Origin of the sequence: Longispora sp. NPDC051575 (genome assembly GCF_040681875.1) — a bacterium.
GTDB lineage: Bacteria > Actinomycetota > Actinomycetes > Mycobacteriales > Micromonosporaceae > Longispora.
Genome location: NZ_JBFAZP010000006.1, coordinates 498,465 through 518,813 on the forward strand (window position 1 = coordinate 498,465; position 20,349 = coordinate 518,813).

19 protein-coding genes are annotated in these 20,349 nt (G+C 71.8%); 9 read left to right on the forward strand and 10 right to left on the reverse strand.

Annotated elements, in window-relative coordinates; genetic code table 11:
• Window positions 1-107: 107 nt before the first annotated feature.
• From AB0M43_RS19785 to AB0M43_RS19805, 5 genes are read left to right on the forward strand one after another with little or no spacing between them, the layout of a single operon-like run.
• Window positions 108-692: a PadR family transcriptional regulator gene (locus tag AB0M43_RS19785; protein WP_363726609.1), complete on the forward strand. Its 585-nt coding sequence runs from the start codon at window positions 108-110 to the stop codon at window positions 690-692.
• Entirely contained in the window at window positions 689-1,414 is a 726-nt protein-coding gene (locus AB0M43_RS19790; RefSeq protein ID WP_363726611.1) for an ABC transporter ATP-binding protein, read from the forward strand. Before AB0M43_RS19785 ends, AB0M43_RS19790 begins: the two co-directional genes overlap by 4 nt.
• A complete protein-coding gene (locus AB0M43_RS19795; RefSeq protein WP_363726613.1) occupies window positions 1,411-4,197 on the forward strand; it encodes an FtsX-like permease family protein in 2,787 nt (928 codons plus the stop codon). Before AB0M43_RS19790 ends, AB0M43_RS19795 begins: the two co-directional genes overlap by 4 nt.
• Before the next feature lie 51 nt (window positions 4,198-4,248).
• A complete protein-coding gene (locus AB0M43_RS19800) occupies window positions 4,249-4,719 on the forward strand; it encodes a nitroreductase family deazaflavin-dependent oxidoreductase (protein WP_363726615.1) in 471 nt (156 codons plus the stop codon).
• Between the two features lie 47 nt (window positions 4,720-4,766).
• Window positions 4,767-4,976 carry a dodecin family protein gene (locus AB0M43_RS19805; RefSeq protein WP_363726617.1) on the forward strand — a complete coding sequence of 70 codons (210 nt, stop codon included), beginning with the start codon at window positions 4,767-4,769 and terminating at the stop codon, window positions 4,974-4,976.
• A 25-nt stretch (window positions 4,977-5,001) separates the two neighbouring features.
• Here AB0M43_RS19805 and AB0M43_RS19810 read toward each other — a convergent pair whose 3' ends face one another.
• Window positions 5,002-5,748 carry a GntR family transcriptional regulator gene (locus tag AB0M43_RS19810; protein ID WP_363726619.1) on the reverse strand — a complete coding sequence of 249 codons (747 nt, stop codon included), beginning with the start codon at window positions 5,746-5,748 and terminating at the stop codon, window positions 5,002-5,004.
• 199 nt (window positions 5,749-5,947) lie between these two features.
• On the opposite strand from AB0M43_RS19810, the gene AB0M43_RS19815 reads away from it, so the two are divergent.
• Both AB0M43_RS19815 and AB0M43_RS19820 read left to right on the forward strand, forming a co-directional pair.
• On the forward strand, window positions 5,948-6,193 hold the full coding sequence (locus tag AB0M43_RS19815) for a hypothetical protein (protein ID WP_363726621.1): 246 nt from the start codon (window positions 5,948-5,950) through the stop codon (window positions 6,191-6,193).
• 149 nt (window positions 6,194-6,342) lie between these two features.
• On the forward strand, window positions 6,343-7,050 hold the full coding sequence (locus AB0M43_RS19820; protein ID WP_363726623.1) for a nucleotidyltransferase domain-containing protein: 708 nt from the start codon (window positions 6,343-6,345) through the stop codon (window positions 7,048-7,050).
• Window positions 7,051-7,262: 212 nt separating this feature from the next.
• Here the strand turns inward: AB0M43_RS19820 and AB0M43_RS19825 are convergent, their stop codons facing one another.
• Together AB0M43_RS19825 and map are read right to left on the reverse strand one after the other, a co-directional pair.
• Window positions 7,263-7,958 carry a VIT1/CCC1 transporter family protein gene (locus AB0M43_RS19825; RefSeq protein WP_363726625.1) on the reverse strand — a complete coding sequence of 232 codons (696 nt, stop codon included), beginning with the start codon at window positions 7,956-7,958 and terminating at the stop codon, window positions 7,263-7,265.
• 76 nt (window positions 7,959-8,034) lie between these two features.
• Window positions 8,035-8,889 carry a type I methionyl aminopeptidase gene (gene map, locus AB0M43_RS19830; RefSeq protein WP_363726627.1) on the reverse strand — a complete coding sequence of 285 codons (855 nt, stop codon included), beginning with the start codon at window positions 8,887-8,889 and terminating at the stop codon, window positions 8,035-8,037.
• A 268-nt stretch (window positions 8,890-9,157) separates the two neighbouring features.
• Here map and purU point away from each other — a divergent pair, with 268 nt between their 5' ends.
• Entirely contained in the window at window positions 9,158-10,003 is an 846-nt protein-coding gene (purU, locus tag AB0M43_RS19835) for a formyltetrahydrofolate deformylase (protein ID WP_363726628.1), read from the forward strand.
• Between the two features lie 241 nt (window positions 10,004-10,244).
• On the opposite strand, the gene AB0M43_RS19840 is transcribed toward purU, so the two are convergent.
• The 4 genes from AB0M43_RS19840 to AB0M43_RS19855 all read right to left on the reverse strand — a co-directional run bounded on the left by AB0M43_RS19840 (window position 10,245) and on the right by AB0M43_RS19855 (window position 14,963).
• Window positions 10,245-12,746 (reverse strand): DEAD/DEAH box helicase, encoded by a 2,502-nt coding sequence (locus AB0M43_RS19840; RefSeq protein ID WP_363726630.1) that lies wholly within the window; start codon window positions 12,744-12,746, stop codon window positions 10,245-10,247.
• Complete coding sequence (locus AB0M43_RS19845) at window positions 12,743-13,426, reverse strand: pyridoxamine 5'-phosphate oxidase family protein (protein ID WP_363726632.1); 684 nt, start codon at window positions 13,424-13,426, stop codon at window positions 12,743-12,745. Before AB0M43_RS19845 ends, AB0M43_RS19840 begins: the two co-directional genes overlap by 4 nt.
• Window positions 13,427-13,464: 38 nt before the next feature.
• Entirely contained in the window at window positions 13,465-14,016 is a 552-nt protein-coding gene (locus tag AB0M43_RS19850; RefSeq protein ID WP_363726634.1) for a hypothetical protein, read from the reverse strand.
• Between the two features lie 125 nt (window positions 14,017-14,141).
• Window positions 14,142-14,963: a GNAT family N-acetyltransferase gene (locus AB0M43_RS19855; RefSeq protein ID WP_363726636.1), complete on the reverse strand. Its 822-nt coding sequence runs from the start codon at window positions 14,961-14,963 to the stop codon at window positions 14,142-14,144.
• A gap of 66 nt (window positions 14,964-15,029) precedes the next feature.
• On the opposite strand from AB0M43_RS19855, the gene AB0M43_RS19860 reads away from it, so the two are divergent.
• On the forward strand, window positions 15,030-16,247 hold the full coding sequence (locus AB0M43_RS19860; protein ID WP_363726638.1) for an MFS transporter: 1,218 nt from the start codon (window positions 15,030-15,032) through the stop codon (window positions 16,245-16,247).
• A gap of 267 nt (window positions 16,248-16,514) precedes the next feature.
• On the opposite strand, the gene ispG is transcribed toward AB0M43_RS19860, so the two are convergent.
• From ispG to dxr, 3 genes are read right to left on the reverse strand one after another with little or no spacing between them, the layout of a single operon-like run.
• Entirely contained in the window at window positions 16,515-17,681 is a 1,167-nt protein-coding gene (gene ispG / locus AB0M43_RS19865; RefSeq protein ID WP_363726640.1) for a flavodoxin-dependent (E)-4-hydroxy-3-methylbut-2-enyl-diphosphate synthase, read from the reverse strand.
• A 10-nt stretch (window positions 17,682-17,691) separates the two neighbouring features.
• Window positions 17,692-18,942: a site-2 protease family protein gene (locus AB0M43_RS19870; RefSeq protein ID WP_363726642.1), complete on the reverse strand. Its 1,251-nt coding sequence runs from the start codon at window positions 18,940-18,942 to the stop codon at window positions 17,692-17,694.
• An 11-nt stretch (window positions 18,943-18,953) separates the two neighbouring features.
• The gene (dxr, locus tag AB0M43_RS19875; RefSeq protein WP_363726644.1) at window positions 18,954-20,144 is read right to left on the reverse strand and encodes a 1-deoxy-D-xylulose-5-phosphate reductoisomerase; all 1,191 of its coding nucleotides are present in this window, start codon (window positions 20,142-20,144) and stop codon (window positions 18,954-18,956) included.
• Window positions 20,145-20,349 lie beyond the last annotated feature (205 nt).

Consider the following 20,349-nt stretch of genomic DNA (forward strand, 5'->3'; position numbering starts at 1 on the left):
GGTGGTCCACCCATCCAAGAGCCTTTGATTGAGTACTGTCAATTAGTTCTCAAACTTAACAGTAGATCGTTTGCCATCGCCATACCGGGTATGCATACTCGGTAGCTATGAGCGTGAAGCACGGGATTCTGGCAGCCCTGGAACACGGGCCGCGATACGGGTACCAGCTGCGGGTGGCCTTCGAGGAGTCCACCGGCGCGACCTGGCCCCTCAACATCGGGCAGGTCTACACCACCCTGAACCGGCTCGAGCGCGACGGCCTGGTCCGCCCGCTGCCCGAGTCCGAGGGCGGACAGCGGCCCTTCGAGATCACCGACGCGGGGCACGCGGAACTGGCGACGTGGTTCGCGACCCCGGTCGCCCGGGCCGACCGGCCGCGCGACGAGCTGGCCATCAAGCTGTCCCTGGCGCTGACCACCCCGGGCGTGGACGTCACCTCCGTGGTGCAGACCCAGCGGACGGCGACGATGCGCGCGCTGCAGGAGTACACCCGGCTGAAGTCCCGGGCCGCCCCGCCGCGCGACCTGCCCTGGCTCCTGGTGCTCGACGCCCTGATCTTCCAGGCCGAGGCGGAGGCCCGCTGGCTCGACCACTGCGAGGCGAGCCTGCTGCGGTACCCGGTCCCGGCGCCCTCCGCCCAGCCGACCCCCGAGGACGTGGCGGCCCACGACGACGAGCGGAGCCTGGCATGACCGGCGCGGCGGTACTGGAACTGCGGGACACCCACCGCACCCACGGGACGGGCGAGGCCGCCGTGCACGCCCTGCGCGGGGTCAGCCTGACCGTCCGCGCCGGCGAACTGGTGGCCGTGATGGGCCCGTCCGGCTCGGGCAAGTCCACCCTGCTGCACCTGGCCGGTGGCCTGGACCGGCCCAGCCGGGGCGAGGTGCTCGTCGAGGGCCAGTCGCTCGGCTCCCAGACCAAGAAGGGGCTCGCGAAACTCCGGCGGCAGAGCATCGGCTACGTGTTCCAGGACCTCAACCTGCTGCCCAGCCTGACCGCCGTGGAGAACGTGGCCCTGCCCCTGGAACTCGACGGCATCGGCGTGCGCGCCGCCCGGCGGACGGCGCTCGCGGCGCTGGCCGAGCTGGACCTGGTCGACCTGGCCCCGCGCTTCCCCGACGACATGTCCGGGGGCCAGCAGCAGCGGGTCGCGATCGCCCGCGCGCTCGTCGGTCCCCGCCGCCTGGTGCTGGCCGACGAGCCGACCGGCGCGCTGGACTCCCAGACCGGCGAGGCCGTCCTCCGGGTCCTGCGCGGTCGGTGCGACGCCGGAGCCGCCGGGGTGCTCGTCACCCACGAGGCCCGGCACGCCGCCTGGGCCGACCGGGTGGTCTTCCTGCGCGACGGCCTGATGGTCGACGCGTCCGGCCCGCTGCCCGAGGTCGACTCGCTGCTGGAGGCCGGGGCGTGAGCGCACTGCGTACGACGCTGCGGATGTCGTGGCGGCAGATCCGGCGCGCGAAGGGCCGGTCCGCCCTGATCGTGGTGATGCTGATGCTGCCCGTACTGGCCGTGTCCTTCACCGCCGCGACCTACGACATGTTCCAGCTCACCCCACAGGAGCGGGCCACCCGGGTCCTGGGCGCGGCCGACGCCGCCGTGATCAAGCCGCAGTCGGCGGCCCTGTTTCAGGACCCCGAACGGTCGGCCTGGTCCCCGCCCGACCTGTCGAAGCCGCCCCCGCCCTCTGAGCCAGCCGGTCGGGACGAGGTCGCGGCGGCCCTGCCCGCCGGCAGCCGGCTCCTGCTCGACCGGTCGGGCACCTCTGCCGTGTTCGCCACGCGCGACGCCGGGATCGCCAAACTCGAGACCCGCTCGCTCGACTACGCCGACCCGCTGGCGGCTGGAATCCTCCGTCAGGTCGGTGGCTCCGCGCCCAAGCGCGCCGGGCAGGTGGCGCTGAGCAGGAAGGCCGCCGACCGGCTCGGGGCCGCCGTGGGGGACGTGGTCCGGCTCGGGGACGGCTCCGCGTCGTACACCGTGGTGGGGCTCGTGGAGTTCCCCGACGGGATCAACGACCAGTTCGTCGTGGCCCTGCCGGGGACGTTGCCGGACAGCGATCCGGCGGTGCCCTCCATGGCGGACCGGTACCTGGCCGACCTGCCGGCCGCGTTGCCGTGGGCCCAGGTCCGCGAGCTGAACAAGTCCGGCGTCGTCGCGATGTCCCGGGACGTGCTGCTGCACCCGCCGGCCCGCTCCGAGGTGCCCTACTACGTGACGTACGACATGCGCACCGGCGGCATCTCGCTGGACCAGCAGGACGTCGCGTACGTGACGCTCGTCGTCGTCCTGTCCCTGCTGGAGGTCGTGCTGCTCGCCGGTCCCGCGTTCGCGGTCGGCGCCCGGCGTCGGCAGCGCGAACTCGCCCTGGTCGGCGCGGCCGGCGGCACCCCGGCGCAGATCCGCCGGATCGTGCTCGCCGACGGGGTCGTGCTCGGCCTCCTCGCGGCCGGCGTCGGGGTCGTGGTGGGCATCGCGGTGGCCGTGTTCGGCCGGCCGTTCCTGGAGGAACTGCTGGTCGGCCAGCGCGGCGGCGGGGTCCGGGTCCTGCCGCTCGGGCAGCTCGCGGCGGTCGGCCTCGCGGTCGGCACCGGGCTGGTCGGCGCGCTCGTCCCCGCCTTCTCCGCCGCCCGGGTCAACCTGGTCCAGGCGTTGTCGGGCCGCCGGGGCGTGACCCGGTCCAAGCGCCGGTGGGTGGCGGTGGGCCTGACCCTGGTGGTCACCGGGATCGCGGCCGTCAGCTTCGCGGCCCTGGAGCGGGTGATCCCGCTCCTGATCCTGGGGCTGGTCGCGTTCGAACTCGGCGCGGTGCTGTGCACGCCCGCCCTGGTCGGGGCGGTGTCGCGGCTCGGCCGGTTCCTGCCGCTGGCACCGCGGATCGCCCTGCGGGACGCGGCGCGCAACCGGGCCTCGGCGGCGCCGGCGATCGCGGCCGTGATGGCGGCGGTGGCCGGGTGCGTGGCGCTCGGCGGTTACCTCGCCGGGGACCAGGCCCGCCAGGCCGCCGAGTACCGGCCGTCGTACCCGGTGGGCAGGGTCGCCGTGTCCGTGGACTCGGCCGGCAAGGATCCCGGGGAGCGCGCCCGGGTCGCGAACACGCTGCGCCGGGCCCTTCCGGTCGGCACCAGCCACGAGGTGTCCGCCCCGAGCTGCGCCACCTCGGGCACGCCGGGCGGCGGCCCCGCGGCGCCGGACCGCACCGGGTGCGAGGTCGCCATCGAACTGCCCGTGCGGGAGCAGTGCCCCTACGGCTGGGAGCGGCTCGAACGGGAGCCCACCGCCGCCGAGCGCAAGGCCGCGCTGGCCGACCGCCGGTGCGACGAGTCCGACCGGGTGGGCGGGAACATCGTCCCGTACCTGGTCGACGACGGCACCGCGCTGGGGACCGTGACCGGACTGTCCGGCGCGGAGCTCGACCGGGCGACCGCCGCGCTGCGGGCCGGGAAGGTGCTGGTCAGGAACCCGCGCATGATCACCGACGGCACGGTCGAGGTACTCAAGATCACGGTCTCGGCCAAGGACGGCGTCAACGAACCCACCATCACCAGGAAGGCCGTGCGGGTGCCCGCCGCCGTACTGACGGGGGCGGTCGGCGGCACCCGGGCGGTCCTGCCGCCGGGGGTCGTCGCCGATCTCGGGATGTCGCCCCAGGTCGTGGGGCTGGTGGGGGTCATGGACAAGCTGCCGGACACGGGTGCCGAGGACCGGGCCCGCGCGGCGGTCAACGCCGTGTCGATCGGGGCGTACATGGAGCTGGAGCGGGGCACGCCGGCGTACAACGCGGAGAAGACCCAGATGCTCCTGGTCCTGATGCTCGCGGCGTGCCTGGTCACGCTGGGCGCGGCGTGGATCGCGACCGGGCTGGCGGCGGCGGACGGGCGCGCGGACCTGTCCACTCTGGCCGCCGTGGGCGCGACCCCGGGCTTCCGGCGCCGGCTGTCGCTGTCCCAGGCGGGGGTGATCGCGATCCTCGGCGGTCTGATGGGCTCGCTGGTCGGCCTCGGCATGATGTACGCCGTGCTGTTCTCGGTGAACCTGTCGCACCGGGACGCGTGGCCGGTGGCCGTCCCGCTGCCGCTGGACGCGCCGTGGTTGCTGCTCGCTCTGGTGGTGCTGGCGGTTCCGGTGCTGGCCATGACCGGTGCGGGCCTGCTCACCCGGTCCCGGTTGCCGATCGAACGCCGGATCACATGAGAATGATTCACCTCTAGCGGAGCGGCGTGCCACGCTGACACACTGTCGGGCGTGGCACGCTACTCCGCGCTCGTGAAGCGCCTCGGGCACCAGCGCTGGTTCGCCTGGCTGGGCCGGCAGCTCGTCCCCGTCGACAAGGTGATCACCCGGTGGAGCAAGGGCCGGCTGATGATCCTCGGCAAGCCCGACCTACCCTCCCTGCTGATCACCACCACGGGCCGCAAGTCCGGACAACCCAGAACCAATCCTCTGTTGTACGCGCCGGACGGCGACGGCTATGTCGTGGTCGGCTCCAACTGGGGCCAGGAGAAGCACCCCGCCTGGAGCGGGAACCTCCTGGCCGACCCCGAGGCGACGGTGGAGATCCGGGGCGCCCGGTCCACGGTGACGGCCACGATGGCGACCGGCGCCGAGTACGAGCGGCTGTGGGGGCTGGTCACGCGGGTGTGGCCCGCCTACGACAGCTATGCCGAGCGGGCCGGGCGGAAAATCCGAATCTTCCGGTTAGTACCCAAAAAGTAGGTTAGCTTTGCTGGTATTCCATACTTCGCTGTAGTTGGAGGACCGGCATGCCTGGAACCGTCGCCCGCGTCACCGAGGTCAGCGCGACCTCGCCGACCAGTTTCGAGGACGCGATCAAGACCGGCATCGGCCGGGCCAACGACACGCTCCGCAACGTGACGAGCGCGTGGGTCAAGGAGATGAAGGTCGGGTTGGACGGCAAGGGGAACGTGACCAACTACCAGGTACACCTGTTGATCACGTTCGTGCTGGACTAGCGGGACCCGGGGGCGGCTCGTGACGCTACGTCGCGAAGCTCTCGTAGGCGATCGTCACCTTGTCGCCGGGCAGGATGGACAGCAGAAGACGCACCGGGCGGTTGCTCGGCGTGAAGCTGACCCTCAGATGCTCGGCGATCGGCGTACCCGGGCCCAGCTTGAGCCGGTTGGACTCCTCGCGGTTCGGCATCCGGGTGATGATCTCGTCCCGGTTGCGGGTGAAGCCGGCACCGCGACTGGCCAGGATCGCGTACACCCCCGGCTGGACGTCGTAGGGCAGCATGATCGGACTGTCCCGGACCAGGGACTCCGGGTAGTAGGAGTCGGCGAGGGTGCTCAGCACCCCGTCCACATAGCGCTCACGCAGCCGGCCGACCACCTCCTCCCCAGGCTTCAGTTGCAGGGCCGCCGCGATCCGCGCGTTGGGCACGCCGACCACGATCCGGATCTTCTCCTCCGGGGTACGACCCTGCTCGCGGACACAGTGGCTCCACGCGTCGGCCGGCAGCACACTCGTCTGCACGTTGCGCTCGGGGCGCGAGGCGTGCCAGATCACGGGCTGGTGCTCACGGACGAAGTACCCGCTGCCCTGGCGACTGATCACCAGTCCATCGTGGACGAGCTGGCCGAGGGCCTTGCGGACCGTGTTCCTGCTGACTCCGTGACGCTGCACCAGCTCGTGTTCGCTGGGTAACTGGGTGCCCGGGGGCAGGGCACCAGCCACTATCTCGGCGCGGAGAGTGTCCGCGAGTGTGGCGTACAGCGACGGCATCAGCGCCTCCGAAAACGATCACTACTTGTACCGACAAAATTACGCTCTGTCTTGACGTACAGGAACGGTCACCGTACGCTCAGGCTCGAACTTATACCAACAAGCCATCCACGTCGTTCAGGTTTCACACTGTGCGAATTTTGACCTGACGGTGCAATACCAGACAACTGTGCTCAACCGAACGCGAAGGTCCGAGCCGATGATGCCCACACCCGGCGACGTCGTACGCCTCACCAAGTCCGCCAGCCCCCAGTTCGGCAAGCCCCTGCTCCTGCGGGTCACCAAGACCGAGGGCCGCCGGTCCAGCGTGTACGGCTGGGCCTGGATCGAGGGCTACGTGCTGGACAACAGCGGCAACGCCGTCACCAAGCGGTCGGTGTTCGTCAACCTCAACGGCATCGCGCCGCAGGGGCCGGGCCGGCAGTTGCGGCACGCCCGGATCTGAGGCCACGCCCGGCTCCGGGGCCACGCCCCGGATCTGAGGCCGCCCGACCTGGGCCGCGCTCCCCGCCCCCGGCCCCCTTCGCGCTCTGTCGCCGACAGGGCTTCGGAGTTCGCGCCCCCACCGGTGCCTTCCGGGCGCAGAATGGCCGTATGTCCAGTGAGGATGTCGCGCCCAACCCCCGGTGGGAACTCGCCGAAGAGCTGTCCGACGCCGTCCGCCGCCGGTGGGCCGCCGACGTGCGGGCGGTCGGCGTGCACGGCTCCCTCGCACACGGCGACGACACCGTGGGCAGCGACATCGACCTGGTCGTGGTCACCTACGGCGACGGGGGCGGGCCGCGCCCCGGCAGCCGGCGGATCGACGGGATCATCGTCGACCTGGGCGTGATCAGCGCCGACGCGTACCTGCGGCACGCGCGCACCCTGTCGACGACCTGGCCGCTGGCGGCGGACCAGTACCTGACCACCACGGCGTTGCACGACCCGGGCGGCTGGCTCGACACCCTGCGGGACACGCACCTCGCCCGGCTCGCGGAGGCTGGCGGGCGGGAGTTCTCGGCGCTCGCCCGCGCCGCCTGGTACGAGGGCATGTCCCTACACGCGCGGTCCTCGCGGCTCGCGCAGCGGTACGACACCGATGGGGCGGTGCTGCTGCTCGCCCAGGCCCGGATCGCGTCCGCCACCGTCGAGGGCCTGCTGACCAGGACTTACTTCCGGGGCGCGGCCGACGCGGTCACCCGGACCGGACTCGGCGAGATGACGGGCACCGAAGTCGGCGAGAAGTTGATGGCACAAGCTGAGGCGTTGGCGGAGCGCGGCCGGCCGGTGGATGGGGACATATCGGACCTGTTGGGTTGACCCGTGACGTGTGCCGGACTGGCTCGTTAGTTGTTCCCCACAACGTGCGGACCCCGGGGACAGGGCACGCGCAGATGATGCGACGCGGGTCCGACGCGGCTCAGGGGCGGGCCGGGAGTCCGTGCAGATGATGCGACGCCGGTGGGCAGTGCCTTCCCACGGGAGCGCGTCCCCACCGTAACCAGATGAAGGTGTCGATCTGTGGGTCGCGCTCAGGCGAACAGGCTGCCGATCAGGTAGGTCGCCCCCGCCGCCAGCGCGCCCATCGTCAACTGGCGCAGGCCGCTCGCCCACCACACCCGCCGCGTCCACCGCGACACGATCGCGCCCGCCACGAACAGGCCCGCGCCGCCCGCCGCCAGGGCCGGCCACAGCTGGTCGACACCCAGCAGATACGGCAGCAACGGGATCAGCGCGCCGATCGAGAAACACACGAAGGACGACCCCGCCGCGATCCACGGGCTCGGCACCTCCCCCGGGTCGACGCCCAACTCCTCCTGGGCGTGCACCCGCAGCGCCTCCGCCGGGTTCTTCGCCAGCTCCGACGCCACCTCGTGCGCCAGATCCGCGCGCAGGCCCCGGGCGATCCACGCCTCGGCCAGCTCGTCGGCCTCGCCCTCCGGGTTGACCGCCAGCTCGCGGCGCTCCTTGTCCACCTCGAAGGCGACCTGCTCGTTCTGGGTGCGGACGCTCGTGTACTCCCCCAGCGCCATCGAGATCGCCCCCGCGACCAGGCCCGCCAGACCCGTGAGCACGATCGTCTTCGGGTCCAGCCGGCCGCCGCCCACGCCCGCGATCAGGCCGATGTTGGTGACCAGGCCGTCCATCGCGCCGAACGTGGCCGGGCGGAGCCAGCCGCCGGAGACGTCGGCGTGCGAATGGTCGACCGCCGGCGGGGCCTTGGTCACGCGACGGCCCCGATGTCGGCGGCGACGGCCCCGATCCGGGCGGTGGTGGCGGGTGGCACCCGACCGGGGGCCTGGCTCACGCGACCGTCAGGATCTCGGCGCCGGCCTCGGTCACGACCAGCGTGTGCTCGAACTGGGCCGTCCACTTCCGGTCCTTCGTCACGACCGTCCACTCGTCGGCCCAGATGTCGTAGTCGTGCGTGCCCAACGTGATCATCGGCTCGATGGTGAACGTCATGCCCACCTCGATCACCGTGTCCAGGCGCGGGTTGTCGTAGTGCGGCACGTACAGCCCCGTGTGGAAGGTCTGGCCGATGCCGTGGCCGGTGAAGTCGCGGACCACGCCGTAGCCGAACCGCTTCGCGTAGGACTCGATCACGCGGCCCACCACGTTCAGCGAGCGGCCCGGCCGCACGGCCTTGATGCCGCGCATCGTCGCCTCGCGGGTCCGCTCCACCAGCAGCCGGACCTCCTCGGCCGGCTCCCCCGCGAAGAACGTCGCGTTCGTGTCGCCGTGCACCCCGTTGATGTACGCCGTCACGTCGATGTTCACGATGTCGCCGTCCTCGACCACCGTCGAGTCGGGGATGCCGTGGCAGATCACCTCGTTCAGCGAGGTGCAGCACGACTTGGGGAAACCCTTGTAACCCAACGTCGACGGGTACGCCCCGTGGTCGCAGAGGAACTCGTGCACGATCCGGTCGATCTCGTCCGTCGTCACCCCCGGCTTGACGGCCTGGCCGCCCACCTCCAGGGCCTGCGCCGCGAGCCTGCCCGCGATCCGCATCCGCTCGATGATCTCGGGGGTCTGGACGTCCTCGCCGATCCTGGTCGGCTTCTTCTTGCCGACGTACTCGGGACGGACGATGTTCGACGGGACGGCCCGCCAGGGCGACTGGACACCGGGGACAAGGGGAGCGCGGACGGTCATGCGTCGAGCCTATCCGGTGCCGGGGCGGTGCCGGAGGGGGAACCTGGGGGCGGGTGCCGCGCGCCACGCCCGGCGGGGGTGGGGCGGCGCCCCGGGCGCGGCGGGTGGGCGGGGCGCCCCGGTGGGTCGGGTGCCCGGGTGGACGGGGCTCCCTGGTGCGTCGGGTGGGCGGGCTTCCCGGCAGGTCGGCCGAGCGGGTGGTTCTCCCACTCCCCGGGACGGCGCGGTGCACGGCGGCGGCACGGCGGCCGACCACTAACCTGGTGCGATGGGTGACTTCGTCCTTCGGCTCGACTGCCCCGACCGACCGGGGATCGTGCACGCCGTCTCCGCCTACCTGCACGAGGTCGGCGGCAACATCGTCGACAGCCGCCAGTTCGCCGAGCCGACCACCGGACGGTTCCTGATGCGGGTGCGGACCACCGCCCCGGGCGTCACCGTCGACGCGCTCCGGGCCGGGTTCGAGCCGCTCGCCGAGACCTACGACATGACCTGGCGGTTCGACGACCTGGCCGTCCGGCCCCGGATCCTGGTCATGGTGTCCCGCTACGCGCACTGCCTCAGCGACCTGTTCTACCGGGTCGAGAACGGCGACCTGCGCGCCGACATCGTGGGCGTGGTCAGCAACCACCCCGACCTCGAACAGCTCTCCGCCTTCCACGGGGCCAAGTTCCACCACATCCCGATCAGCGCCGCGACCCGCTCCGAGGCCGAGGAGCGGCTCCTCGCGCTGGTCGAGTCCGAGCGGGTGGACCTGGTGGTGCTCGCCCGGTACATGCAGATCCTGTCCGACGGGTTGTGCACCGCCCTGTCCGGCCGGGCGATCAACATCCACCACTCGTTCCTGCCCAGTTTCAAGGGCGCGCGGCCCTACCACCAGGCCTACGACCGGGGCGTGAAGATCGTCGGGGCGACGGCGCACTACGTCACCGGGGACCTCGACGAGGGGCCGATCATCGAGCAGGAGGTCGCCCGGGTGGACCACACCAACACGCCGGAGGACCTGGTCGCGATCGGGCGGGACCTGGAGCGCACGACGCTGGCCCGGGCTGTGCGGTGGCACGTCGAGCACCGGATCCTGCTCAACGCCCATCGGACGGTCATCTTCAGATAACCCCTCTGATGGGTACCGGCCCACGCGTCGGCACCCCTCCGTACTCGCTGTGGGGTAGTCCGTGGCGGGTTCGCTGGGAGAGAGAAGAGCCTTTGACTCTCTCCCAGCGAACCCGCCACGGACCGTTTCCGGCCGTACGCGAGAAGGCCGTCGGGTTCGGGTACGGAGGGAGTCAAAGGCTCTTCTCCCTTCGTACCCGAACCCGACGGCCGCCCCACGGTGGGCGCCGCAGGGGTTCGGCCTAGCCGGACAGGGCCAGGACCAGGGGCAGGACCGCCGGGGCGCCCGCCTGGCGGAGGGCGCGGGCGGCGACGGTCATCGTCCAGCCCGAATCGACGAAGTCGTCGACGAGCAGCACCGGGCCGTCGAAGTCCATCGGCGGCACCTCGAACGCGCCCCACACCGCGCCGAGCCGGTGCGCGCTGTTCGCGTCCGCGTACGCCCCCGGGGGGCCGCCGCCGATCCTGGTCAGGTCGCCCAGGTCGGTCAGCCGGCCGACGGTGGCCAGGCGGCGGGTCAGCGTGGAGACGAGCTGGGGGCGGGTCCGCGACGGGACCGCGACCACGGCGGTGGGCCGCCGCTCCCAGCCCCAGGACTTCAGGACGTCGATCACGGCCGCGAACACGTCGTCGGGGACCGGGCCGTCGGCGCGGGTCACCTCGCGGAGCCGCGCGCCCCAACCCAGGTCGGAGAGCCGGCCCACGGCGCGGCCGGAGTCGGCCAGTTCGCCCGCGGGGATCTTGCCCTTGGCCGGCGCGCCCGTCGGCCAGAGCTTGCGCGGGTCGAGTTCGACGCCGGGCTTGCCGAGGAACGCGCGGGCCCGGTCGCGGGAGGCGGGGGCGATGTCCAGCGGGTACCAGGGGCCGGCGCAACCGTCGCACCGGCCGCACGGGCGAGCGCCCGGGTCGTCGAGCTGCCGCCGGAGGAACTCCATCCGACAGGTGCCGCCGGTTCCGCCGCCGACCGGGCGGGACGGGGCCGCGAACCCGGGAGGGGCGGGTTCGTCCGGGGCAGCGGTCGCGACGGACGAGGCGCCGGTCGGGAGGGCGCAGTAGTCGCGCATCGCCTGCTGTTCGGCGTCGCGGGCGGCGGTGACCCGGGCGTAGCGTTCGGCGTCGTAGCTCCACGGTTCGCCGGTGCCGACCCAGCCGCCCTTGACCCGGCGGACCGCGCCGTCGACGTCGAGAACCTTGAGGAGCAGTTCCAGCCGGGTACGGCGCAGCTCGGTGCGCGACTCCAGCGCCTGGGTGGACAGCGGGCTCGTACCGAGCGCGGCCAGGACCGCGGCGACCTGGTCGGCGGCGGGGAAGGCCACGGAGGCGAAGTACCGCCAGATGGCCTCGTCCTCGCGGCCCGGCAGGAGCAGCACCTCGGCGTGCTCGACGGCGCGACCGGCCCGGCCGACCTGCTGGTAGTAGGAGATCGGCGAGCTGGGCGCGCCCAGGTGCACGACGAAACCGAGGTCCGGCTTGTCGTATCCCATGCCCAGGGCGGAGGTCGCCACCAGCGCCTTCACCTTGTTGCGGAGCAGCGCCTCCTCGGCGGCGAGCCGCTCGGCCTGGTCGGTCTTGCCGGAGTACGCGGCGACCTCGTACCCGCAGGAGCGCAGGTAGGCCGACACCTCCTCCGTGGCGGCGACGGTCAGGGTGTAGACGATGCCCGAGCCGGGCAGGTGGGCCAGGTGTTCGCCGAGCCAGGCGAGGCGCTCTGCGGCGTCCGTCAGGCGGAGCACGCCGAGGCGGAGGGACTCCCGGTCCAGGGGACCGCGCAGCACGAGGGTGCCCTGCGGCTCCGTCGCGACGTCGGCGTCCGGGGCCGGGTCCCGTCCGGGCCGGTCGGTCGCCGGGGCCGCGTCCCGCTGCGCCTGTCCGGACGGCGGGTCGTGGCGCGACCGGTCGAGCGGTTGGTCTGCGTCCTGGCCGGGGCGTCCGGGCGGCTGGGCGGCGTCCCGGGGCTGGCCGAGGTCGGCTTCCTCCGCCAGGGCGGCCTCGTCCCACAGGTCGGGCTCCGCGCTGGCCCATGCGTCGTCCCAGTCGGCCGCCGGGCCGCCGCCCGAGGTCCGCGCCGGAACCGGTGTGCCGGGGCCGGACCGCGCCGGACCGGAGCCCGGCCGCGCCGCACCCGTGGCCGCTGCGGCCGGCGCCTGCACCGCGAGTTGTTCGGCCACGTCGGCCGTGACGCGTTCGTTGGCGGTGGCGGTGGTGGCCAGCACGGGGACGCCGGGGCGCAGGCCCGCGAGGAAGGTGCGGATCCGCCGGTAGTCGGGGCGGAAGTCGTGGCCCCAGTCGGAGACGCAGTGCGCCTCGTCGATGACGAGCATGCCGCAGGAGTCGGCGAGGACGGGGAGTACCCGGTCGCGGAAGTCGGGGTTGTTCAGCCGTTCCGGGCTGACCAGCAGCACGTCGACGTTCCCCGCGAGGATGTCCGCCTCGACGGCCGACCAGTCGTCCAGGTTCGCCGAGTTGATGGTGGCGGCCCGGATCCCGGCGGTGGCCGCCGCGTCGACCTGGTTGCGCATCAGGGCGAGCAGCGGCGAGACGATCACCGTGGGGCCGCTGCCCTGCTCGCGGAGCAGCGCGGTGGCCACGAAGTAGACGGCGGACTTGCCGAAGCCGGTGCGCTGGACGAGGAGCACCCGGCGGCGGTCGGCGACCAGGGCCTCGATGGCGGTCCACTGGTCGTCGCGGAGGACCGCCGTGGGGCCGGCGAGCCGGCGGAGCAGCTCCTCGGCGCGGGCCCTCACCCGGACACCCGGGACGCGGCGGCCCCCGACGAGGTGACGGGCGCGGCGGGGACCGGGTAGCCGGGGAGGCCGTCGATGCTGAGCGCGTTGCGTTCCGTGCGGTACTCGACGAGTTTTTCCGGGGTTCGCTTGTCGGCCCAGGCTTCCAGCAGGTCGCGGTCGCCGACGAAGTCCATCAGCGGGACGGCGAACCCGCAGGACGAGCTGATCCGGTGCACCTCGACCTCGATGATGGCGCGCAGCCCGTGGTCCTCGGACCGGGGGAAGCGCCCGCGCAGGGCGGCGAATCCGGGGTCGCCGGGGAAGTGCAGGAGGCCCCGCCCGTACAACCGGACGATCTTGGGTCTGCCCTCGAAGGCGCAGAACATGATGGTGATCCGGCCGTTCTGCCGCAGGTGGGCGATGCTCTCGGCGCCGCTGCCGGTGTAGTCGAGGTAGGCGACCCGGCCGATCGGGGCCTCGGATCCGGCGTCGGGCGAGCCCGGCAGCGGGTCTTCGAGGGGGCCTGCCCGGGTCAGCCCCGGGTCGTCGGGAAGGACCGCGAAGCAGCCCGCCATGCCCTTCGGTGACACGTTGACATGCCCGTCGGGGCCGGTCGGCGCGGTGGCGGTGAAAAAGAGCGGCTGGGCCGCGATGAACTCCCGCAGCCCAGCGTCGATGCTCTCGTACGTCTTCCCCATAGTCCCAATCTAGACCCCGGGGCCGACAGTCCCCGTGCTCAGCTCACGGCGGCCGGTTCCGGTGCCGGTGCGGCCGCGGCGGGCGGGGCCGGGACCGGCTTCGCCTCCTTGGTCGCGGCGGCCTCGGCGGCGGCCGTCTGCTGCAAGCGCTCGTAGAGCATGCCCGCCTGGTGGCCGAGCGCGCCGATGATGGCCGGCACGATCGGAAGCAACCAGTTGTACGCGAAGCCGGTCCGCGGGATGTTGACGATCAACACCGCGGCGGCCGCCGCGCCGAACCCCTCGACGAGCGCCCGCCAGGCGGCTCGCCCCGTGTCGACCATCGCAGCGCGTCGGGCCGCCGCCACGTCCGGGAACGTGTGCAGGGCCCGGGCGTCGCGACGCCCGAAGTTGAAACCGGCCACGGCAAGGGTCGCGGACGCTCCGAGCACGGCGCCCCACAGTGGCCCGTCGGTGAACAACCGGGCCACGGCGAAGACCGCCGCGCCCGCACCGAGGGCTATGCCGGCCCTGATCCAATCCTTCTTGTCCCCGGGATACCAGTAGTACTTCGTGGTGTTCTCGGAGATCTGTTTGACGATCCTCCCCATGGCAGCGTCACCTCATTACTCGTTAGGAGTGCTGTCGTTACATACAGTAGCGAGGTGCGTGAGGGAAATCACGAGTTGTGGCCGATCGGCCGATTCATTCATGTTGCGGGGAACGCATGTTCGCCCTAGAACAAGATCGTCGCGAACGTGCCGACCTGTCGGAATCCGCACTTAGCGTAAACACGCCGGGCGGCCGCGTTGAAGTCGTTCACGTACAGACTGACAGTCGGGGCGAGCCGGCGCAGGCCGTCCTCGATGACGGTCGCCAGACACGCCGCGCCGATCCCCCGGCCCCGGTGCTCCGGCGCGACCCAGACGCCCTGCAACTGCGCGGTGTGCCGGGACACGACGGCCAACTCGGCCTTGAACAGGACCTCCGAGCCCTCGATCCAGGCATAGGCGCGCCGGGCGCGGATCAGGGCGGAGACCCTTCGTTGGTACTCGTCCTCGATCGGCGGCACGCCCAGTTCCTCGGTGTACATGGCCACCGAGGCCGGGTAGAGCAGGGACAGCTCCCGGCGGCGGACCAGCCGGACCCGCGACTCCGGGACCACGGCCGACGGGCCGCCCGTCACCAGGAGTGGTTGGTCGGGCCGGGTCAGGCGCGCCGGGCCCCACACCGGTTCCAGCCGCCGCCAGAGGTCGAGCACCGTGTCCGCCGGGCCCGCGATGGAGCCCACGCCCCGACGGTCGGCCGCGAGCACGTCGGCGAAGTGGGTCGAGACGCCGATCGGGATGACGTTGGCGCCGCGCCAGCACACGCCCTCCAACTGACCCCGGGGGCCGTGGCCGAGGAGCTGGCCGCCGGTGCGCCAGGCGGAGACCCCGTACGCCTCGATGCGTTCCGCGAGCTGGGCCGACGCGACCGGGGACCTGGCCAGGAGGCGCAGCACGTCCGCGCGGTCGCTCTCGCCGAGAAGCCGCACGGGCAACGTGGACGTCAACACGCCCGCTAGCGTGTCATGGATCACAACTCCTTTTCAAACCGTACGTTCGTACTGTTTGATCGGGCCGTGCTGAACCGACTGCTGCCGCCCCCGGGAACCGCCCGGATCATCACCCTCGCCACCCTGGTCAACACCTTCGGGAACGGGGCGTACCTGTCGTGCAGCGTCCTGTTCCTCACCCGCTCCGTCGGGCTCACCCCCGTCCAACTCGGCATCGGGCTGAGCATCGCGGCGGTCCTCGGCACCGTGCTCAGCGCGCCGCTGGGCTACGTCGCCGACCGGGTCGGTCCCAAGGGCACCCAGATCGGCGCCCTGCTGGCCTGCGCCCTCGTGTACGCCGGCATGGTGCTCGTCACCGGCTTCTGGTCCTTCGTCGTCCTCGCCTGCCTGATCGCGGTCGGCGAGGCCACCGTCAAGGGCGCGGCCGGGGCCATGATCGCCGGGGCCGTGCCGCCCGACCAGCGGCTCGAACTGCGCGCCTTCGTCCGGTCCGTCAACAACGGCGGGATCGCGCTCGGCACCCTGGTCGGCGGGATCCCGCTGCTGCTGGACACCCGGGCCGCGTACGTCGCGATGCTGCTCGGGAACGCGTGCACCTTCGTGGTGGCCGCCGCGATCCTGTCCCGGGCCGCGCGGGTGCCCGTGCTGCCCGTGCCCGCCGACGGGCCCCGGATGGTCGCGCTGCGGGACCGGCCGTTCCTCGTGTTCACGGCCGTAGACGGATTCATGGCCAGCGCGTACAACGAGATCATCAGTCTGGGGTTGCCCCTGTGGCTGGCCACCCAGCGGCACGCGCCACTGTGGCTGGTGACCGTCGCCCTGTTGGTCAACACCGTCGGGTGCGTGACCTTGCAGGTGTGGGCCAGCCGGGGGGTCGACGGGATCCGGGACGCCGCGCGGATCGGACGGCGCGGGGCGCTGGTCGTCGGGGTGGCCTGCGTGCTGTACGGGTTCACCGCCGGGCTGCCCGTGTGGGCGGTGGCCGTGCTGGTCGTGGTGGCGTCCGGGGTGCACGTGCTCGGGGAGCTGTGGCTGTCGACGGCCACGTTCAGCGTGGTGTTCGGGCTGGCGCCGGACTGGGCGCAGGGGCAGTACCAGGGGACGTACGCCATGGGGCGGCAGTTCGGGAACATGGTGACGCCGCCGTTGCTGGCGGTGCTGGTGGCTTCCGGGGGGCGGTTCGGGTGGGTGGGGATGGGGGCGGTGTTCGGGGTGGCCGGGGTGGTGTATCCGGCGGTGGTGCGGTGGGGGGTGCGGACTCGGCCTGAGGTGGCGGTGGTGTAGCCCGGGGGCAGGGGTCGCCGGGCCGGGTGGGGCTGGATCAGGGTGGGAGGCAGGAACCGGGCTGGGTGGGGCCCGGTCAGGCTGGGGGCAGGGTCGCCGGGCTGGGCAGGGCCGAGCGGGGACGGGAGCATCCGAGCCGGTGACCTGGCTGGGCAGGGGTCGTCCGGGATCGGGTCGGTGGCCCACTCGTAGCCATCAAAGGCTTTTGGGGTGAAGATAGCGGCGCCCGCCCCGCGCGAACACGGGACGGGCGCCGGTCTCGATGTTCTAGTGCACCGTCACCGTCGAGGACAGGCCGCGCAGCTCCTCGGGGAGTTCGGCGCCCATCTCCTCGGCGAGGCGCAGCGCCTCCTCGATCAGGGTCTCCACGATCTGCGACTCCGGCACGGTCTTGATGACCTGACCCTTGACGAAGATCTGGCCCTTGCCGTTGCCGGAGGCCACACCCAGGTCGGCCTCACGGGCCTCGCCGGGACCGTTGACGACACAGCCCATCACGGCCACCCGCAGCGGCACCGGCAGGCCCTCGAGCCCGGCGGTGACCTCCTCGGCCAGCTTGTACACGTCCACCTGCGCGCGCCCGCACGACGGACACGACACGATCTCCAGGCCCCGCTCCCGCAGCCCCAGGGACTCCAGGATCTGGTTGCCGACCTTGATCTCCTCGACCGGCGGCGCGGACAACGACACCCGGATCGTGTCACCGATCCCCTCGGCCAGCAGAGCGCCGAACGCCACGGCGGACTTGATCGTGCCCTGGAACATCGGCCCGGCCTCGGTCACGCCCAGGTGCAGCGGGTAGTCGCACTGCTGCGCGAGCTGCCGGTACGCGCGGATCATCACGACCGGGTCGTTGTGCTTGACCGAGATCTTGATGTCGCGGAAACCGTGCTCCTCGAACAGCGAGCACTCCCACAGGGCACTCTCGACGAGGGCCTCGGCCGTGGCCTTGCCGTACTTCTCCAGCAGGCGCTTGTCCAGGGAGCCCGCGTTCACGCCGATCCGGATCGGGATCCCCGCGTCGCCGGCCGCCTTGGCGATCTCGCCCACCTTGTCGTCGAACTGGCGGATGTTGCCCGGGTTCACCCGGACCGCCGCGCACCCGGCGTCGATCGCCGCGAACACGTACTTCGGCTGGAAATGGATGTCCGCGATCACCGGGATGTTGGACTTCTTCGCGATCGCCGGCAGAGCCTCCACATCGTCCTGGGACGGCACGGCCACCCGGACGATCTGGCAACCCGACGCGGTCAGTTCCGCGATCTGCTGCAACGTGGCGTTCACATCGGAGGTCAACGTCGTCGTCATCGACTGCACGCTGATCGGCGCGCCGCCACCGACCGGCACGTCACCGACCATCAGTCGACGGGAGACGCGCCGCTCGGCGAGAGCCGGTAACGGCATGGGGGGCATACCAAGGCTGATCGAGGTCACTGTTCTTCCACTACTTCAGGGTGATCGGGTTGAAGATGTCAGCGCCCACCGTGAGCAGGGTGAACGCGCCGAAGACGATGATGACCACGTAGGTGACCGGCATCAGCTTGGCGTAGTCGACGCGGCCCGGATCCGGGCGGCCGCGTCGGGCGGCGAACCAGGACCGGACGCGCTCGAACCAGGCGACCGCGATGTGGCCCCCGTCGAGCGGGAGCAGGGGTAGCAGGTTGAAGATGCCCACAAATATGTTCAACGACGCAAGGAGCCAAAGGAACACGGACCACAGGCCGCGATCCGCGAGCTCGCCGCCGATCCGGCTCGCGCCGACCACGCTGATCGGGGTCTCCGGGTCGCGCTCGGAGCCGGTCAGGGCGTCCCAGAGCTTCGGCACCTTCTCGGGGAACTTCTTCAGCGCCGTGAACGTGTTGCCGAGAGTGTCCATGTAGAAGCTGCCGGCGGCGCCGACCCCGTCGACCGGGCCGTACGTCACGGTGGTGGGCACCCCGGGCGGCATGTACGTGGACACGCCCAGCGCCGACACCGTCTCCGTCTTGTCCTTCACGGTGAGCGACGCGCGCTGGACGGCCACCAGGTTCGCCGTGACGGTGCGCTCGGCGCCGTCGGCGGTGACCGTGAGCGTGGCGGGGCCGGCCGGGGCGGCGCGGATCGCCGTGACCAGTTCGAGGTAGTTGGCGACGGCCTTGTCGTTCACCTTGGTGATCGTGTCGCCGCTGCGCAGGCCGGCCTCCTGGGCCGGGGACTTCGGGTCGGTCACGTTGCAGGTGCGCTGCTCGTTGGCGACGACGACGCAGGGCATGACGGTGATCCGGGAGTACTTCGTCTGGTCCTCGTACGCCTGCGCGTACGCCGCGTTCGGCAGGCCCACGAACAGCGCGGCGAGCCACATGATCACGAAGGCCAGGATGAAGTGCACGGCGGAGCCCGCGGACAGCACGATCGTGCGCTGCCACAACGGCTTGCGCCACATGACCCGCTTCTGGTCGGCCTCGCTCAGCTCCTCCTCTTCCTCCTCCTGGGGCGTCATTCCGACGATCTTCACAAAACCACCCAGCGGAATGGCCTTGAGCCCGTACTCGGTCTCACCCCTCCGGAAGGAGAACAGCGTCGGGCCGAAGCCGGCGAAATACCGGGTGACCTTCATCCCGAACCGCTTGGCCGTCCACATATGTCCGGCCTCATGCAGACAAACCGAGACGAAAATGCCGAGGGCGAACAAGATCACCCCGAGCGCCTGCACCATGAAATCCCTCTCTAGTACGTCCCGGCCAGCTCGCGAGCGCGAGCGCGAGCCCACGCCTCCGCGGCGAGCACCTCTTCGACGGTACCTGGCTCAGCGTAGTCGGGCGCGTCGTCGAGCACCCGCGCGATGGTGTCCACGATCCCCAGGAACGGCAGCCGGCCGACCCGGAACGCCTCCACGCACTCCTCGTTCGCCGCGTTGAAGATCGCCGGCCGGCAGCGGCCCTCGGTACCGGCGGCCTTCGCGAGCGCCACCGCCGGGAACACCTCGTCGTCCAGCGGCGCGAACTCCCAGGTGTGCGCGCGGGTCCAGTCCACGGCGCGCGCGGCCTCCGGCACCCGGTCCGGCCAGCCCAGGGCCAGCGCGATCGGCAACCGCATGTCCGGCGGGCTGGCCTGCGCGATCGTCGACCCGTCCACGAACTCGACCATCGAGTGGATCACCGACTGCGGGTGCACCACGACGGCGATGTCGGCGTACGGCGTGCCGTACAGCTCGTGCGCCTCGATCACCTCCAGGGCCTTGTTGACCAGGGTCGCGGAGTTGATAGTGATCACCGGCCCCATGTCCCAGGTCGGGTGCGCCATCGCCTCCTCCAGCGTCACGCCCTGCAGCGACTCCCGGGACCGTCCCCGGAACGGGCCGCCGCTCGCCGTGACGATCAGGCGGCGAACCTCACGCTCCGTACCCGACCTCAGGCATTGCGTCAGGGCGGAGTGCTCGCTGTCCACCGGCACGATTTGACCGGGTTGAGCGAATTTTTTCACCAATGCCCCACCGGCGACCAGAGACTCCTTGTTGGCCAACGCCAGGGTCCGACCGGCCTTCAGCGCCGCCAGGGTCGGCTTGAGCCCGATGGACCCGGTGACAGCGTTCAACACCACATCACACGGGTACGCCGCCAGGTCCGCCATCGACTCCGGCCCCGCGATGATCTTCGGGATCCGGAAGTCCCCGGTCGCGTAGCCCCGCTTCTGCGCCTCCGCGTAGAAGGCCAACTGGAGATCCTGCACGGCCGTCGAGTTGGCCACCGCCACGATCTCGACCCCGAGGCCGAGCGCCTGCTCGGCCAGCAGCGCCACGTTGCCGCCACCCGCGCCGAGTCCCACCACCCGGAACCTGTCCGGGTGCTGCCGCACGACGTCAATGGCCTGGGTGCCCACCGAACCGGTGGAGCCGAGAAGTACGAGGGTGCGCGTCACCCGGACATTGTCGCCGACCGGTCGGGGGGTGGTTGTGGCGGTGCCGTGGCGGACCTGTGAAGGCCCGGGGCACGCGGTCTGTGGGGTGCTTGGGGGCCGGTGGTCGGTCGGGTGGGGCGGGGTCGGCATCCGGTAGGGGTCGCGGGTGCCGGCACGTGCCTGGGTCCGCCCGGCCGGCGAGAGGCCGACCGAGATTCGGGCGCCT